General features: G+C 70.7%; 15 protein-coding genes. 4 read left to right on the forward strand and 11 right to left on the reverse strand.

Annotated elements, in window-relative coordinates; all coding sequences use genetic code 11:
- The first annotated feature begins 27 nt into the window (after positions 1–27).
- Together ACIBW6_RS24980 and ACIBW6_RS24985 are read left to right on the forward strand one after the other, a co-directional pair.
- On the forward strand, positions 28–1,473 hold the full coding sequence (locus ACIBW6_RS24980) for a cytosine permease (protein ID WP_399063248.1): 1,446 nt from the start codon (positions 28–30) through the stop codon (positions 1,471–1,473).
- A gap of 70 nt (positions 1,474–1,543) precedes the next feature.
- Complete coding sequence (locus tag ACIBW6_RS24985; protein ID WP_399063250.1) at positions 1,544–2,515, forward strand: LLM class flavin-dependent oxidoreductase; 972 nt, start codon at positions 1,544–1,546, stop codon at positions 2,513–2,515.
- A gap of 77 nt (positions 2,516–2,592) precedes the next feature.
- Here ACIBW6_RS24985 and ACIBW6_RS24990 read toward each other — a convergent pair whose 3' ends face one another.
- The 4 genes from ACIBW6_RS24990 to ACIBW6_RS25005 all read right to left on the reverse strand — a co-directional run bounded on the left by ACIBW6_RS24990 (position 2,593) and on the right by ACIBW6_RS25005 (position 9,068).
- Positions 2,593–4,017, reverse strand: coding sequence for a sugar porter family MFS transporter (locus tag ACIBW6_RS24990; protein WP_399063252.1), 1,425 nt, complete (start codon positions 4,015–4,017; stop codon positions 2,593–2,595).
- 223 nt (positions 4,018–4,240) lie between these two features.
- Complete coding sequence (locus ACIBW6_RS24995; protein WP_399063253.1) at positions 4,241–8,005, reverse strand: AAA family ATPase; 3,765 nt, start codon at positions 8,003–8,005, stop codon at positions 4,241–4,243.
- Positions 8,006–8,200: 195 nt separating this feature from the next.
- Positions 8,201–8,404 (reverse strand): hypothetical protein, encoded by a 204-nt coding sequence (locus ACIBW6_RS25000; RefSeq protein WP_399063255.1) that lies wholly within the window; start codon positions 8,402–8,404, stop codon positions 8,201–8,203.
- A gap of 382 nt (positions 8,405–8,786) precedes the next feature.
- Positions 8,787–9,068 carry an acylphosphatase gene (locus ACIBW6_RS25005; RefSeq protein ID WP_399063258.1) on the reverse strand — a complete coding sequence of 94 codons (282 nt, stop codon included), beginning with the start codon at positions 9,066–9,068 and terminating at the stop codon, positions 8,787–8,789.
- Positions 9,069–9,782: 714 nt separating this feature from the next.
- Here ACIBW6_RS25005 and ACIBW6_RS25010 point away from each other — a divergent pair.
- Together ACIBW6_RS25010 and ACIBW6_RS25015 are read left to right on the forward strand one after the other, a co-directional pair.
- Positions 9,783–10,661, forward strand: coding sequence for a CAP domain-containing protein (locus ACIBW6_RS25010; protein ID WP_399063530.1), 879 nt, complete (start codon positions 9,783–9,785; stop codon positions 10,659–10,661).
- Between the two features lie 82 nt (positions 10,662–10,743).
- Positions 10,744–11,124, forward strand: a complete 381-nt coding sequence (locus ACIBW6_RS25015) for a winged helix-turn-helix transcriptional regulator (protein ID WP_399063260.1) — start codon at positions 10,744–10,746, stop codon at positions 11,122–11,124.
- On the opposite strand, the gene mutM is transcribed toward ACIBW6_RS25015, so the two are convergent.
- From mutM to rsmD, 7 genes are all read right to left on the reverse strand, one after another.
- Complete coding sequence (gene mutM, locus ACIBW6_RS25020; RefSeq protein ID WP_399063263.1) at positions 11,097–11,966, reverse strand: bifunctional DNA-formamidopyrimidine glycosylase/DNA-(apurinic or apyrimidinic site) lyase; 870 nt, start codon at positions 11,964–11,966, stop codon at positions 11,097–11,099. The genes ACIBW6_RS25015 and mutM overlap by 28 nt on opposite strands.
- 170 nt (positions 11,967–12,136) lie before the next feature.
- Positions 12,137–12,952, reverse strand: coding sequence for a ribonuclease III (rnc, locus tag ACIBW6_RS25025; protein WP_399063265.1), 816 nt, complete (start codon positions 12,950–12,952; stop codon positions 12,137–12,139).
- 7 nt (positions 12,953–12,959) lie between these two features.
- Positions 12,960–13,133, reverse strand: a complete 174-nt coding sequence (gene rpmF, locus ACIBW6_RS25030; protein ID WP_030361955.1) for a 50S ribosomal protein L32 — start codon at positions 13,131–13,133, stop codon at positions 12,960–12,962.
- 2 nt (positions 13,134–13,135) lie between these two features.
- A complete protein-coding gene (locus ACIBW6_RS25035; protein ID WP_399063532.1) occupies positions 13,136–13,789 on the reverse strand; it encodes a YceD family protein in 654 nt (217 codons plus the stop codon).
- Positions 13,790–13,957: 168 nt separating this feature from the next.
- Positions 13,958–15,073, reverse strand: coding sequence for an ATP synthase F0 subunit B (locus tag ACIBW6_RS25040; RefSeq protein ID WP_399063534.1), 1,116 nt, complete (start codon positions 15,071–15,073; stop codon positions 13,958–13,960).
- Between the two features lie 100 nt (positions 15,074–15,173).
- The gene (gene coaD / locus ACIBW6_RS25045; protein ID WP_399063268.1) at positions 15,174–15,653 is read right to left on the reverse strand and encodes a pantetheine-phosphate adenylyltransferase; all 480 of its coding nucleotides are present in this window, start codon (positions 15,651–15,653) and stop codon (positions 15,174–15,176) included.
- 26 nt (positions 15,654–15,679) lie between these two features.
- Positions 15,680–16,276, reverse strand: coding sequence for a 16S rRNA (guanine(966)-N(2))-methyltransferase RsmD (gene rsmD / locus ACIBW6_RS25050; RefSeq protein ID WP_399063270.1), 597 nt, complete (start codon positions 16,274–16,276; stop codon positions 15,680–15,682).
- Positions 16,277–16,409 lie beyond the last annotated feature (133 nt).

Raw genomic sequence — 16,409 nt, forward strand, 5'->3', positions numbered from 1 at the left:
CCCCACAGAGGCACGGAACCCCACCGCATGAGCAAGACCGCCGCAACCGAAGGCGCCCTGGAGACGCGTGGCATCGAGCCCGTCCCCGATGCCGAGCGCACCGCCAAGACCCGCGAGCTGTTCCCCACGTGGGTCGCGGCCAACATCAGCGTGCTGCTGCTCACGATGGGCGCGAGCCTCGTGGTGGCGTACAAGCTCAACTTCTGGCAGGCCGTCGTCGTCGCGATCGCGGCGCCCATGGTGTCGTACGGGCTCGTGGGCCTGATCGGCATCGCGGGCAAGCGGGGCGGCGCCCCCGGCATGGCGCTGTCCCGGGCGGTCTTCGGCCAGCGCGGCAACCTGCTGCCGGGCTCGCTGATCTGGGTGGCGCGCTGGGGCTGGGAGACGATCAACGCGGTGACGGGCGCGTACGCCGTGCTCACCGTCCTCGACATCGTCTTCGGTGTCGCGCAGAACGACTTCCTGGTGATCGTGACGCTGCTCTGCTTCGTAGTGGCCACGTTCGCGATCTCGGGCCTGGGCATCAACGTCGTGCAGAAGTGCAACAAGTATGCGACGTACCTCTTCGGTCTCTTCTCCGTGATGGTGCTGGTCTACCTGATCGTCGACACCGACTGGTCGCAGGTCTTCGACCGGCCCGCGGGCCAGACGTCCCTGATGGTGGCCGGCATCGGCATGATCGCCGCCGGCGGCGTCAGCTGGATCCCGTCCTCCCCCGACTTCACCCGCTACCTGCCGCGCACCGCCTCCTCCGCGGCGATCGTGCGCAACTCGATCGGCGGCGCCGGCATCGTCGTCCTGCCGATGGTCCTGATGGGCGCCGTCATGGCGGTCTCCACCCCGGACCTGGCCTCGGCCGCGGACCCGGTCTCCTTCCTCGGCGAGATCCTGCCGATGTGGATCGCGGTGCCGTACCTGCTGATCGCGCTGGTCGGCATGGTGCTGATCAACGCGATGTCGATGTACTCGGCCGGCTTCACCGCGCAGACGCTCGGCTTCAAGATCCCGCGCCACTGGGCCGTCTCGGTGAACGCGGTGATCTCGCTGATCTTCGGCGGCATCCTGATGCTGGTGGCGACGAGCTTCATGGGCTCGTTCATCGCCTTCCTGTCGCTGCTCGCCGTCGCCTTCTCGGCCTGGGTCGGCGTCTTCGGCGCGGACATGTTCACGCGCAAGCACTACGACCCCGCGGCCCTCGTCGACACGGGCCGCACCAGCGCCTACTGGTACAAGGGCGGCTTCTCCCCCGCGGCCGTCGCCTCCTGGGCCGTCGGCCTGGTCTCGGGCCTGCTGTTCACCACCTCCGACTGGTTCACCGGGCCGCTCGCCACGAACAACTTCATCGGCGAGTACGGTCTCGGCTGGGTCGTCACGATCGTGGTCTCCGGCCTGCTGTACCTGGCGCTGCCGAAGCCCGCGGACACCACCGCGGCCCCGGCCGCGAGCCGGGAGCCCGAACCTCTGGCCGTCTGACGTCCCGTCAGCTACCGTCCCCCTTCACTGTGCTTCACCGAGCCCGGCCCGCGTGAAGGGGGACTTCTCGATGCCCGTCTCCGTCGTACGGTTCAACCTGGTCGATCCCGCCGGTACCCCCGAGTCGCTGAGCACGCGCTACAAGGCGGCGGTCGAGATGGCGGCGTACGCCGACGACCGGGGCGTGGACACGGTGCAGACCGAGGAGCACCACGGCGTCGCCAACAACTGGCTGCCGTCGCCGTTCACCTTCGCCGGCGCGGTCCTGGGCGCGACGCGCCGCATCGCGGTCACCGTCTCCGCGATCATCGGCCCGCTGCACGATCCGCTGCGCCTCGCCGAGGACATCGCCGTCCTGGACCTGCTGAGCGGCGGCCGGCTGGTGACGGTGGCCGGGATCGGGTACCGGCCGCAGGAGTACGCGCAGTTCGGCGTGGAGTGGGCGCGGCGCGGCAGGCTCCAGGACGAACTCCTGGAGACGCTGCTGAAGGCCTGGTCCGGCGAGGAGTTCACGTTCCGCGGCCGGCAGGTGCGGGTCACGCCCCGGCCGTTCACGCAGCCGCATCCGCTCCTGCTCGTCGGCGGCTCGTCCCGGGCGGCCGCGCGCCGGGCGGCCCGGCTCGGCCTGCCGTTCTTCCCGAGCGCGCATCTGCCGCGACTCGACGCCAACTACAAGGAGCGGCTCGCCGAGTACGGGACCGAGGGCTGGACCATGATGCCTGCCGAGACGACCGCGCTGCTGCACCTGTCGCAGGACCCGGACCGCACCTGGGCCGAGCACGGAGCGCACTTCCTGCACGAGGCGCGGACCTACGCCTCCTGGCAGTCGTCCGACATCCGCTCCGCGGTGAAGTCGGCGGCGACCACGGTCGAGGAGCTGCGCGCGGAGGGCGTCTACCGGATCCTGACGCCCGAGGAGTGCCTGGCCCAGGGCGCCGACACCGTCGTCCTGCATCCGCTGTCGGGCGGCATGCCGCTCGACGAGGGGTGGCGCAGCCTGCACCTGTTCTGCGAAAACGTACTGCCCCGGCTCAAGGACTGAGCCGGGGCGGTGACGTGTACGGGGAGATGGCAGCGGGGACTTGGTCCATCTCCCCGGGTCTTGCGGGGAGCGGGCGGTCAGCCCATCTCCTCCAGGGACTTGCCCTTGGTCTCCTTCACGAACTTCATCACGAACGGGATGGAGATCGCGGCGAAGGCACCGTAGATGATGTACGAGCCGGTCAGGCTCCACTCCGACATGCTCGGGAAGGTCTTGGTGATGGCGAAGTTGGCCAGCCACTGGGCCGAGGCCGCCACACCGAGCGCCGCGGCGCGGATCCGGTTGGGGAAGATCTCGCCGAGCAGTACCCAGACCACCACGCCCCAGGACAGGGCGAAGAAGAGCACGAAGGCGTTGGCGGCGATGATCGCGGTGAGGCCCTGCGCGTTCGGCAGCGAGACGTTGTCGCCGGTGCCGGTGCGGTAGGAGAAGGCCCAGGCCGCGGTGAACAGGGCCACGGCCATACCGGCGGAGCCGATGATCGCGAGCGGCTTGCGGCCGATGCGGTCGACGAAGATCATCGCGATGACCGTACCGATGATGTTCACGATCGACGTCTCGAACGAGTACAGGAACGAGCTGGAGGGGTCCTTGCCGATGGACTGCCAGAGCTGGTTCGAGTAGTAGAAGATCACGTTGATGCCGACGAGCTGCTGGAAGATCGACAGGAAGATGCCGATCCAGACGATCGGCAGGAAGCCGAACTTGCCGCCGAGCAGGTCCTTGAAGGACGACTTGTGCTCCCGGCGCATGCCGGTCTCGATCTCGGCGACACGGGCGTCGGTGTCGATGCCCTCGCCCTCGACGTCCGCGAGGACCTTCTTGGCCTGCTCGTGGCGGCCGACGGAGATCAGGAAGCGCGGCGACTCGGGGATCGCGAAGGAGAGCAGGCCGTAGAGCAGGGCCGGGATGACCATGACGCCGAGCATCCACTGCCAGGCCTCCAGGCCGCCCAGCTTGCCGCGCTGGTCGCCGTCGGCCATGTTCAGGATGCCCCAGTTGACGAGCTGGGAGACGGCGATGCCGATGACGATGGCGGCCTGCTGGAACGAGGCGAGCCGGCCGCGGTACGCGGGCGGGGCCACCTCGGCGATGTAGGCGGGACCGATCACCGACGCCATGCCGATGCCGAGACCGCCGATGACGCGCCACATCGTCAGGTCCCAGGCCGCGAAGGGCAGGGAGGAGCCGATGGCGCTGATCGCGAAGAGGAACGCGGCGATCTGCATGCAGCGGATGCGGCCGATGCGGTCGGCGATGCGTCCGGCGATGGCGGCGCCGACGGCGCAGCCCAGCAGCGCGGACGCGATGATCCAGCCCAGGATGTCGGCGCTGACGTCGAACTTGTGCTGGATGGCGACCGTCGCGCCGTTGATCACGGAACTGTCGTAGCCGAACAGGAAGCCACCCATCGCGGCCGCCGCCGTGATGAAGATGACGTGCCCGAGGTGATCGGGCTGGGCGTTTCTGGCTCCTGGCGAAGGTGCCTCAGTGCTGGTCACGTGTACTCCTCGGGCCACCGGCCTCGCTGCCGGGGGTGGGGGCGAGCCCTTCCAGTGGCGCACAACTGCACGCCGCCCACCACCTGAAGGTAAAAGCAACGTTGCAGAGACTATGCCTTCAAGTTTCGAAGTCAATAGTTGGTCTGCTGTGAGTTTTCAGGCATGGAAGGGATGGATGAGTTCAAGTCTTGAAGACAGCGTGGAGGCGCGGACGGTGACCGGGCTAGCGCAGCCGCTGACTGATCACCTTCGACACCCCGTCGCCCTGCATGGAGACCCCGTACAGCGCGTCGGCGACCTCCATCGTGCGCTTCTGATGCGTGATCACGATGAGCTGCGAGGCCTCCTGGAGCTCCTGCATGATGCGGATCAGGCGTTGCAGGTTGGTGTCGTCCAGAGCGGCCTCGACCTCGTCCATCACGTAGAACGGGCTGGGCCGCGCCTTGAAGATGGAGACCAGCAGCGCCACTGCCGTGAGCGACCGCTCGCCACCCGAGAGCAGGCTCAGGCGCTTGACCTTCTTGCCCGGCGGGCGGGCCTCGACGTCCACGCCCGTGGTGAGCATGTTGTCGGGATCGGTCAGGATCAGCCGTCCCTCACCGCCCGGGAACAACCGGCTGAAGACACCCTCGAACTCGCGTGCCGTGTCCCGGTAGGCCTCGGTGAAGACCTGCTCGACCCGCTCGTCCACCTCCTTCACCACCTGAAGGAGGTCGATGCGGGTCTTCTTCAGGTCCTCCAGCTGCTCGCTGAGGAACTTGTGGCGCTCCTCCAACGCCGCGAACTCCTCCAGGGCCAGCGGATTGACCTTCCCGAGCTGCTGGTACGCGCGCTCCGCGGACTTCAGCCGCTTCTCCTGCTCCGAACGGACGAAGGGCCGCGGCAGATTGCGCGGATGCTCCGGGTCCTCCGGCAGCTCCTCGCCCTCGGCGGGGAGCGAGGGCGGCACGGGCCGGTCCGGACCGTAGTCCGCGACAAGCCCGGCCGGCTCGACACCGAGTTCCTCCAGCGCCTTGGTCTCCAGCTGCTCGATCCGCAGCCGCTTCTCGGCTCCTAGTACCTCGCCTCGGTGAACTGAATCAGTGAGTTTGTCGAGCTCGGCCTTGAGGTCGCGGCCGCGGCCCCGCTCGGCGACGAGGTCGCGCTCCCGCCCGGCCTTGGCCCGCTCCGCGAGCGTCCGCTCCTCGTCGGCCCGGGCGACGGAGACCTCGACGTGCGCGAGCAGCAGCCGCGCGCCCGCCGCGACCGCCCCCGCGACCGCCGCCTCGTGCCGCAGGCGGGCGCGCTGTCGCTCGGCACGCGCGCGTGCCTCGCGTTCGGCGCGGGCGGCCCGGTCGAGCGAGTCGGCCCGCCCCGCGAGCCCCTTCACCCGTTCCTCGTGCGTACGTACCTGGAGCCGGGCCTCCATCTCCGTCTGGCGCGCGTTGGCCCCGTCCGCGGAGAGGCGGTCCCGCACGGAGGTGTCCGGCTCCTCCTCCCCCGCCCCTTCGGGGGCCTGCTCCTCGGCCACCGCGAGCCGCTCGGCCAGCTCCTCCACATCCATGAGCGCCTGCTCCAGCGCGTCCTGCGCCTTGGCCGCAGCGGCGGCGCTGCGCTCGGCCTCCCCAGCGGCGCCACGCGCCTGGCCGGCGAGCCGCCCGAGCTGCTGGGCGCGGCCCGAACGCTCCCGCTCCACGGCGCGCTGCCGCTGCCCCAGCTCCTCGACGAGCCCGGTGCACTCGGTGCGCCGCTCGGCCGCCGCGTGCTGCGCCTCGGCCAGCTCCTCGCACTGTGCGGCCAGTCGTTCGAGCTCTGCGGCGGCCTCGTCGACGGACGCCTGCACTTCGAGGAGGCTCGGAGCCCCCGCAGAACCGCCCTGGGCGAAGTGCGCCCCGAGCAGGTCGCCCTCGGCGGTCACCGCGGTCAGCTCGGGCCGCGCGTAGACGAGGTCCTCGGCGTCCTCCAGGGTGCCCACGACCACGACGCCCCGCAGCAGCCGCCGCACGGCGGGCATCAGCTCGGCGGGGCCACGGACCAGCTCGGCGGCGGTGGGAGGGGTGCGGCGCGGCTCCGGCTCGACGGCGGTGGGAGGGACGCGGTGCGTGGTGGGGTCGGTGGCGGTGGGAGGGGTGCGGTGGGTGGTGGGGTCGGTGGGGGTGCCCGCGGGCGCGGTGTCGCGCGGCTCGAGGTCGGTGGTGGTCCCCGCGATCGTCACCGGGGCCGGGCTGCCCGGCTCCGACCCCGTCGCAGGGCCCGCGGGCCCCCCGTCCGCCTCAGCAGGGCCCGCCGGGTCGCCCGTCAGGAGCAGTGCCGCGCGGCCCGCGTCCTGCTTGCGCAGCAGCCGGATCGCCTCCGCCGCGGAGGCGGGCGAGGTCACGGCGATCGCGTCGGCGGCGGCCCCGAACGCCGCGGCGACCGGCACCTCGAACCCCGGCGCCACCGACAGGAGCTCGGCGGCCGGCCCCAGCACCCCGGTCAGCCGCTCCCGCGCCGCCAGCAGCGCACCCGTACCGTCCTTGCGGCGCAGCCCGAGCGCGAGGGCCTCGTGCCGCGCGGCGACCGCGGCCCGCTTGCGCTCCGCGGACGTGGCCGCCTCCCGGGCCGCGGAGAGCGCGGACTCGGCGCCCGCGAGCGCGGCCTTGGCTCCTTCGAGCTGCGTCGTGAGTTCCTCGTCGCCCGCGTCGAGCCCGTCGACCTCGGCCTGGAGCTGCTCGTACTCCTCCTGCGCGGCGACGGCCCGCTGCTGCGCCTCGTCCCGGGCGGCGGTGAGCCGGTCGATCTCGGCCTGCGCGGAACCGGCCCGCGACCGCGCCGCGTTGACCTGCCCCTGGAGCCGGGCCAACCCCTCCCTGCGGTCGGCGATGGCCCGGGCGACGTCCTTCAGGCGCCGCTCCTCGACAAGCAACTCGCGCTCCAGTTCGGCCCGGTGCGCGATCGTCTCGTCGAGCGCCACCTGGGCCGCTTCGAGCGCCGCCACCAGCTCGGCCTCCTGCTCCCGCACCCGGGCGGCCTCGCGCTCCAGGTCCTCGGGGTCGCGTCCGCGCCGCTCCTCGACCGGTGCGGAGGTGGCGCTCTTGACGCGCGCGTCGGCCAGCGAGATCGTGCCGCGCACCCGCTCGGCCAGCTGCGACAGCTCGTACCAGCTCTGCTGCGCCCGCTGCAGTCGGGGCGTCAGCTGCCGCACCTGGTCCTCCAGCTGTCCCTCGCGCAGCAGCGCCCTCTTCAGCTCCTCCTCGGCCGCATCCTTGCGCTGCTTCAGCTCGGCCTCGTCGGCGACCTCGGTGCTCAACGCCTCCTGGAGGCGGACGAGGTCGTCGGCGAGCAGGCGCAGGCGCGCGTCGCGGAGATCGGCCTGGATGACGGCGGCCCGGCGGGCGACGGCGGCCTGCCGGCCCAGCGGCTTGAGCTGCCGGCGCAGTTCGTCGGTCAGGTCCTGGACGCGGGCGAGGTTGGCCTGCATCGCGTCCAGCTTGCGCAGCGCCTTCTCCTTACGCTTGCGGTGCTTGAGGACGCCCGCGGCCTCCTCGATGAAGGCGCGGCGGCCCGTCGGATCGGCGTGCAGGACGCCGTCGAGCTGCCCCTGGCCGACGATGACGTGCATCTCGCGGCCGATGCCGGAGTCGGAGAGCAGGTCCTGGATGTCGAGGAGCCGGCAGGTGTCGCCGTTGATCTGGTACTCGCTGCCGCCGTTGCGGAACATGATCCGCGTGATGGTGACCTCGGCGTACTCGATGGGCAGCGCGCCGTCGGAGTTGTCGATGGTGAGCGAGACCTCGGCGCGGCCCAGCGGGGGACGCCCGGTGGTGCCGGCGAAGATGACGTCCTCCATCTTGCCGCCGCGCAGCGACTTGGCCCCCTGCTCGCCCATGACCCAGCTCAGGGCGTCCACGACATTGGACTTGCCCGAGCCGTTGGGCCCCACGACGCAGGTGATGCCCGGCTCGAACCGCAGCGTGGTGGCCGAGGCGAACGATTTGAACCCGCGCAGGGTCAGAGCCTTGAGATGCACGCCGTCGGACTCTACCCGGCACCCCTGTCTCACTCCATGAACCCACGGTTTCACCGGGGAGGCCGTAGGGCACATCAGCGTTAGGACAATGGGGCGTCGAGGGGGAGCAAGAAAGAAGGGACGCCGAAGCGTCCCTTGCATATTTCAGTCAAGCGGCTGTACGAGCAGCCTGCTCACGCGCGTCGCTGGGCGTGATCAGGTGAGCGCCGGCTCCGCCTGGGGTACGTCGATGCTCTCCATGAGAGAGTCGCGAGAAGCGGCAGCCGCGAGCGCGTCGTTCTCGGCCTGGATACGGCCGAGCTCGGATTCGAGATCCTGGACGCGCTGCTGGAGCCGTCGCATCTCGGCGAGGAGTCGCGGGTCGCTGCCGCCGACGTAACCGAGAAGCGCCTTTGCCATGATGGATGGTCCTCCACACTGAGTGACCGACCGAATCGGTGTGGGTCGTATGGGAATCGCACCCGCGGTGCTTGGCACACTTCGTGCTGTGGTGCCGTTCTTCCATGCCAAACAGCTAAGGTGCGCGGGCATTCCAGAGTCTCACCAAAAAGTTTGACGGTCAACACGATCACGCCCCGTATTGCCGGGCGACCCGGGGGCTTCGCACCGCGCTTCGTCCGGTGCGGCCTGACCTGCGGGGCCCCGCGAGGGTGGCGATCTACCGTTTTCCGGGAGCCTGCCACGAGCGCCCCGTCTTGGCAACCACCAGGGCATTCCTGCCCCGCGCAGTTGCCGGTGGCACTTCGTCTCCGGCTCCGCGGGGCCTGCCTGCGGTGACGGTTCAGCGGATGGCAAACCCGTCGTAGCCGCCCCGTGGCGTGTCCCAGATCTCAGTCACACCGTCGACGCGCCCGGGTGTGTCGCTGCCATGGAGCCAGTCGAGGAGTTGCTGGCACGCCTGCCGGGGCCCCTCGGCGACCACCTGGACGCGACCGTCCTCCAAATTGAGAGCAAAACCACACAGGCCGCCGATCTCCATGGCTCGCGCACGCGTGAACCACCGAAAACCCACACGTTGGACGCGTCCCCGCACCCACGCGGTCAGCCGCACGTCTTCGTTCATGCCTGCACGCTAACCGGCCAATTGCACGCGGGGCACTTCGCCCCCTCGCGCCTTGCGGTACCGTCGCCGACCAACTGAGCCTCACCCGTACGGGTGAGGCCCCTGGGACGACCGCGAAGACGAGGAAGGCCACACATGGGACGCCACCGACGCTCCGACGCCGGCCGCGCCGCCACGGGCCGCGCCACGGACACCCCGGAGCCCCGGTTCCAGGAGGCCGCCGAGGGGACGTACGGAGCGGGGCACCAGCAGGCCGCACCGCACCCGGGGACATTCGTCGCGGACGAGGTCTACCCCGCGGCGCGGGCGTACCCCGGGGACCATGCGTATCCCGCAGCGCGGTCGTACCCCGCAGACCATGCCTACCCCGCGGCACAGCCGTACCCTGCGACACAGCCGTACCCCGCGAATCATGCGCACCGCGCGGATCGGGCGACGCCTGAGGCCCCCTGGCACCAGTACGCCTCCGCTCCTACGACCGCTCCCGCCCGTGCCCACTCCACGCGGAGCGCATCCACCTCGTACGACCCGTACGCCCCACACGACGCGTACGACGCATACGCACCGCGCGCCTCCTACGACTACGACACCTACGCGCCACGCACCTCGTACACCGCGACGTCCCCGGGCCCCTCGGTCTCCCCGGGCCCCTCGGTCTCCCTCGATCCTGAGCCCTTCCCGGACCTCTCCGCCTTCACGGACGACGACGCGACCGTGGCCGCGGTGTACGGGTCCATATCCGACGCCGGTGGCGCGGGGCAGGAGGCGCTCGGCCGATCGCACCGCCGGAAGAAGCGCGGTGCCGTCCCCGTCCGCACGGGGCTGCTGGGGGTCTCGGCCGCCGTCGCCATGGGCGCGGTCGCGGTGGCGTCCGGCCTGATACCGGGCGCCGACACGTACAAGTTCGGCGGCGATCAGGACGCGACCAAGGTGCAGGCCGCCGGTTCCCCTTCCATCGAGGCACAGGGCGGTACGGACGGCACGGTCGACGGCCGCGCCCCGTCGGCCGCGAGCCGCACCACCGAGCGGCGGACGCCCTCCGCCCCGGCCTCCAGATCCGCCGCGGCCAAGCCTTCTGCCGCGCCGTCCAGGAAACCCGCGCCGTCGAAAACAACCGCGGACAGCGACACCGGTACGAAGCGCAGCGCGAGCCCCTCGACCGCGGCCCCCGAGAAGACGGCGGCACCCACCCCCGCCGCGCCCGCCACCTCGGCACAGAGCGCGACCGCGGCCCAGGTGCTGAGCCTCGTCAACCAGGAGCGGGCCAAGGTCGGCTGCTCCCCCGTCACCGCCGACGGCGACCTCGCCGCCCTGGCGACCACGTTCAGCGAGGACATGGCGGCACGGGACTTCTTCGACCACACGGACCCGGACGGCGCGTCCCCGTGGGACCGCGCCAAGAAGGCCGGCATCAGCAACCTCGGCGGGGAGAACATCGCCCGCGGCCAGGCCGACGCGCAGTCCGTGATGGAGGCCTGGATGAACAGCCCCGGCCACAAGGCGAACATCCTCAACTGCGACTACAAGACCCTCGGCGTGGGCGTGCACTTCGGCTCCGGCGGCCCGTGGTGGACCCAGGACTTCGGCTTCTGAGCCCGTCCCCCCGGCACAGCACACGCTTACCCTGGGCAAGCGCCACCCCTGGGATCGCGCTGCGCGGGAGTACTCTCGGCGTATGGACAGCACCGACCTCGCCTTCGACGTCTTCTCCAAGGCATGCCCCTCGCGGGGCACCCTGGAGCACGTCACGGGCCGCTGGGGCGCGCTCACGCTGGGGGCGCTGTCCGAGGGCTCGCTCCGCTTCAACGAGCTGCGCCGCCGCGTGGACGGCGTGAGCGAGAAGATGCTCTCCCAGACGCTGCACGCCCTGGAGCGCGACGGCCTCGTCCACCGTGAGGCCCAGCCCACGAACCCGCCGCGCGTGGACTACGAGCTGACGCCGCTCGGCCGGGACGTCACCGACCGGCTGCTGGCCCTCATCCATCTCCTGGAGGGGCGGATGGACGACGTCCTGGCGGCGCGCGAGCGCTACGACGGGACGCGCGGGGCGCGCTGACAGCGCGGGCAGAAGTAGCTGGACCGGTTCATCCACGCCTGGCGCCGCATGGGCGTACCGCACCGCCGGCACGGCTCGCCCTCGCGCCCGTACGCGTCGAGGGAGCGGTCGAAGTAGCCCGACTCCCCGTTGACGTTCACGTAGAGCGAGTCGAAGCTCGTCCCGCCCACCGCGAGCGCCGCGTTCATCACGTCCCGGACGTGGCCCAGGAGTTCGGCGGTGCGCGGGCGCGTGAGCCCGGCCGTCGGGCGCTCGAAGTGCAGCCGCGCGCGCCAGAGCGCCTCGTCCGCGTAGATGTTGCCGACACCGCTGATGAGCGACTGGTCGAGCAGCGCGCGCTTGACGGTGGTGCGCTTGCGGCGGAGCGCCTCGTGGAGGGCGGCGTCGTCGAAGAGCGGGTCGAGCGGGTCGCGGGCGATGTGCGCGATGACGTCGGGCAGCCCGTCCGCGCTGTGCGGAGCGGTCTCGTGCAGGGACAGGCCGCCGAAGGTGCGCTGGTCGACGAAGCGGAGTTCGGTACCGAGTTCGTCCGCGAACCGGACGCGGATGCGCAGGTGCTTCTCGTCCGGGGCGTCGTGCGGCTGGACCAGGAGCTGGCCGCTCATGCCGAGGTGCGCGAGCACGGACATGTGCGCCGTCTCGAGCGGCAGCCACAGGTACTTGCCACGGCGACTGGGTTCGCCGATCCGCTGCCCCACGAGACGTGACGCGAAGTCGTCACCGCCCGCGACGTGCCGGCGGACGGAGCGGGGATGCAGGACCTCGGCGTCGGCGACGGTCCGGTGCGCGACCCACCGGGCCAGCCCGCGCCGGACGACCTCTACCTCGGGCAACTCTGGCACGGGAACCTCCGGAAAGGGGCGGGGCGGATCGTGCCCCGGAAGGGGCGCGGGGAACAGTGCGACCAGCCCCCACCAGGCCGCACATACAACACGAGGCCGGGGCCGGCCCGCAAAAACGCCCGCCCCCACCGGTCGGAACCGATTGGGGACGGGCGCAGGAAGCGCAGCGATCAGACGCCGGGCGCGGTCTCTGCCGCTGCCCCTTGGGGGGCGGCAGCTGCCGCGGCCTCGGCCCGCTCGTCCGCGGCGGCGCGAATCGCACGCCACGCGGACTCGGCGGCCTGCTGCTCCGCTTCCTTCTTGCTGCGGCCGGTGCCGGTGCCGTACGAGACGCCTCCGACGCGGGCGGCAGCAGTGAAGGTCTTCTCGTGGTCGGGGCCGGTCTCGGAGACCAGGTACTCGGGGACACCGAGCCCTTCGGTCGCCGTGAGCTCCTGGAGACTGGTCTTCCAGTCCAGGCCGGCTCCGAGGTTCGAGGACTTCTCGATCAGCGGGTCGAACAACCGGTGCACCAGCTCACCGGCCGCGTCCAGCCCCTGGTCCAGATAGACCGCGCCGATCACCGCTTCAAGGGTGTCGGCGAGAATCGACGCCTTGTCCCGGCCGCCCGTGCCTTCCTCGCCCCGGCCGAGCCGGATGAAGGAGCCCAGGTCGAGCCCGCGGCTGACCTCCGCCAGTGCACGCGAATTGACCACCGCGGCCCGCAACTTGGCCAGCTGGCCTTCGGGCAGGTCGGGGTGGGTGCGGTAGAGGGTGTCGGTGACCACGAGGCCGAGCACGGAGTCCCCGAGGAACTCCAGCCGCTCGTTCGTGGGCAGTCCGCCGTTCTCGTACGCGTACGAGCGATGCGTCAGCGCACGCACCAGAAGGGCGGACTCGAGCTGATACCCGAGCCGCCCTTCCAGAAGCGTGTGGGACGAGGCTGTGGTGTCGGCCTTTTTCTTGGCGTCTTCCGCCGATTTATGGCTAGCCACTGTGCCTCTCACCAGCCGCTCAGACCTCGAGAACCTGGCGCTTGTTGTAGGTGCCACAAGCGGGGCACGCGATGTGCTGCAGCTTGGGCTCCTGGCACCGCTCACACGAAACCAGGGTGGGGACCGCAGCCTTCCACTGCGACCGGCGGTGGCGCGTGTTGCTGCGCGACATCTTCCGCTTCGGAACAGCCACGGCTACTTCTCCTGCTTCTCGTCGACGCCCGCTTCCGCTTCGGCGCCGCTCATCTCGTCCTTCTCGCCGTCCTGGATGGATCCAGCGAGTCCCTGCAAAGCCGCCCAACGGATGTCGACGGCGTCGTGATGATGTCCCGGTTCGTCCGCGAGCCGCACTCCGCACTCGGAGCACAGTCCCTCGCAGTCGTCCTGGCACACCGGCTGCATCGGCAGTGCGAGCACTACCGCATCACGCAGCACGGGCTCGAGGTCGAACAAGCCGTCCTCGAGAAAGAGCCTGTCCTCGTCCTCTGGGGATTCCCCGGCGTCGTCGGCCGGCTCCGTGCGGACACGGCCCCGGTCGTCGGCGTCAGGGTACGAGAACATCTCCTGGAAGTCCGCATCGGCCTCGAGGCCGATCGGCTCGAGACACCTTACGCACTCCCCCTTCGCCAGTGCACGGGCGGTGCCTGTGACAAGCACCCCTTCCATGACCGACTCCAGTCGGAGCTCGAGCTCCACCGGGGCGCCTTCCGGCACTCCGATGACTCCCTGGATACCCAGATCCGCGGGAGCGTCGATCGTGCGGGACAGCCGCTGCATGGCACCAGGACGCCGGCCCAGCTCGTGTGTGTCGAACACAAGTGGGTTGCGGTGGTCGAGGCGAGTACTCAGGGCTGTTCCTGCTTTCGATCTTCGAAACTCATGGGGTCGCCGCCGCGAACTGTCCGGGCAGCTTGAGATCACACGTGTACGCGCGACCGAACCACCAGGGTACTGGACCTTTCGCTCACGGCCCAATCCGGTCCCGGCCGCCCCGCGACGCCCCCGGGGACAGCGGCGTCAGCGCCCCTGCTCGTACTGGCGCATCTGCTCCAGGCTGATCATGCTCGTGTCGAAGAGACTGGTCTCGTCGAGCGCGCCGGCCTGCTCCTGCTGCTGGCCGTGGTGCTGCTGCCCCTGGTGCTGCTGGTCCTGGTGCTGCTGCTGGTACCCGTAGGGATCCTGCTGCTGGTAGGCGGCGTACGGGTCCTGCTGCTGGTAGCCGTAGGGGTCCTGCTGCTGGTAGGCGGCGTACGGGTCCTGCTGGCCGTATCCCTGCTGCTGGTAGCCGTACGCGTCCTGCGGATCCTGGTACGCGGCGACCGGCTGCTGGTCCGGGACCGGCGGCATCGCGGCGGGCTCGGGCTGCTGCTCCTGGCTCTGTGCGCGGCCCTGGTCCTGGCCGCCGATGTCGGCGAGGCCCGCCAGGTAGTCGGCGTCGCTGGTGTGCGCCTGGGAGCCACCGTCGACGTCCATGGACAGCGCGCCCAGGTCGTCGCTGGCGATCCGGCCGTGCAGCTTCTGGCGGCCCTTGCCGACGGCGTCCAGCGTCTTGGCGAGGACCGCCTCGAACGCGCCCAGCTTGGTGTCGACGTACGCGTCGGCGTCGCGGCGCAGCGTCTCCGGGTCGTGGCTGCGCTCGGGGGCGTCGTCCAGCTCGGGGTCCACGTACCCCTGCTCGTCCGGGCCGGGCCCGGTGCCGAGGAGCTTCTCGCGGCCCCGGCCGACCGAGCCGAGCGTCTTGGTGAGCACGACCTCGAAGTTGGCCAGCTTGGAGTCGACGTAGTCGTCGGCCTCCGCGCGGACCTCCTCGGCCTCCTGACGGGCCTCGGCGAGGATCCGCTCCGCCTCGTTCTGCGAGCGGATCGCGATCTCGGTGTCGGAGATCAGCGAGCCGCGCTCGGCGTGGGCCGTCTCGATGATCCGGTCGGCCTCCGCACGGGCCTGCTCGACCATCTGCTCGCGGCCCCCGATCAGCTCCTGGGCCTGCGCGAGGGAGCCGGGCAGCGCCTGGCGCACCTCTTCGAGCATGGCGAGCAGGTCGGCGCGGTTGACCACGCACGAGGCCGACATGGGCATGGACCGGGCGCTGCCGACCGCGGCGACGATCTCGTCGAGCTTCTTCTGCACGTCCACCGTGTGCTCGCCACTCTCTCGTCTTGTCACTGTCGTCACTGGGCTGACAGGGGGTGTGGAGACGGACGGGACGACTGTAAGCCCAACTGGCGGGTGGGTGTCACTTCTTGGGAAGGCGCTCGGTCAGTGCCCCGTGCACCCGCGGCGGGACCAGGTGAGAGACGTCACCGCCCCAGGCCGCGACCTCCTTGACCAGCGAGGAGGACAGGAAGCTGTAGGTGGGGTTGGTGGGGACGAAGAGGGTCTCGACGCCCGAGAGGCCGATGTTCATCTGCGCCATCTGCAACTCGTAGTCGAAGTCGCTGACGGCGCGAAGGCCCTTCACGATGGCCGGGATGTCGCGCTGCTTGCAGAAGTCGACGAGGAGGCCGTGGAAGGCCTCCACCTCCACGTTGCCGAACTCGGCCGTGACCTCGCGGATCAGCTCGATCCGCTCGTCGACCGTGAACAGGCCCTTCTTGGACTGGTTGATCATCACCGCGACGTGCACGACGTCGTACAGCTTGGAGGCTCGGGCGATGATGTCGAGGTGGCCGTTGGTGATGGGGTCGAACGACCCGGGACAGACTGCGCGGCGCACGGGAAGTCCCTCGCTCTCCGGTCCGGTCATCGTGCGTCGTCGCACGTGAGGGTGGTGTTCAGGGCGGCGCGACCGTACCAAAACGTGCCCTCGCCGTAGCGACGGGACCGCAGTCCCTCGAAACCGTCGGGCCACCGGAAATCGCCGCCTCTGGTGCTGCGTTCAACGGTGACGAGCGCGTCGTCCGTGAGCCAGCCCTGAGTGCGGAGTGTGAGCAGTATCTCCCGAAGATCGTCGTCCGAGACGGCGTAGGGAGGGTCGAGAAAGACCAGGTCATAGGGGTCGGCCGGGGGCGCTCCCGCCACGACCTGCTCCGCTTTGGCGGTCCGTGCCTCGGCTCCGGGCAGGCCCAGCGCGCGGATGTTCTCGCGGACGGTGCGGGCCGCCCGGGCGTCGGCCTCGACGAGCAGGGCGTGCGCGGCGCCCCGGGAGAGCGCTTCCAGGCCGACGGCGCCGGAGCCCGCGTACAGGTCGGCGACGCGGGTGCCGTCGAGCGTGCCGAGCAGCGCCTGCCAGGTGGAGAAGAGGCCTTCGCGCGCCCGGTCGGAGGTGGGGCGGGTGCCGTTGCCCGGCGGCACGGTCAGGCGGCGTCCGCCGGCGCGGCCGCCGATCACGCGGGTCATCTCGGTCCTTGTCGGCTTGTCGGCTTGCTGGCTTGCTGGCCTGCTGGCCTGCTGGCTTGCTGGCCTACTCGTTTGTCGAGTCTTCTGGATCACAGCTGATCGAATCACTGCGGCAGGCCCGCCCGTACCTGGG

Origin of the sequence: Streptomyces sp. NPDC049813, assembly GCF_044465085.1 — a bacterium.
GTDB lineage: Bacteria > Actinomycetota > Actinomycetes > Streptomycetales > Streptomycetaceae > Streptomyces.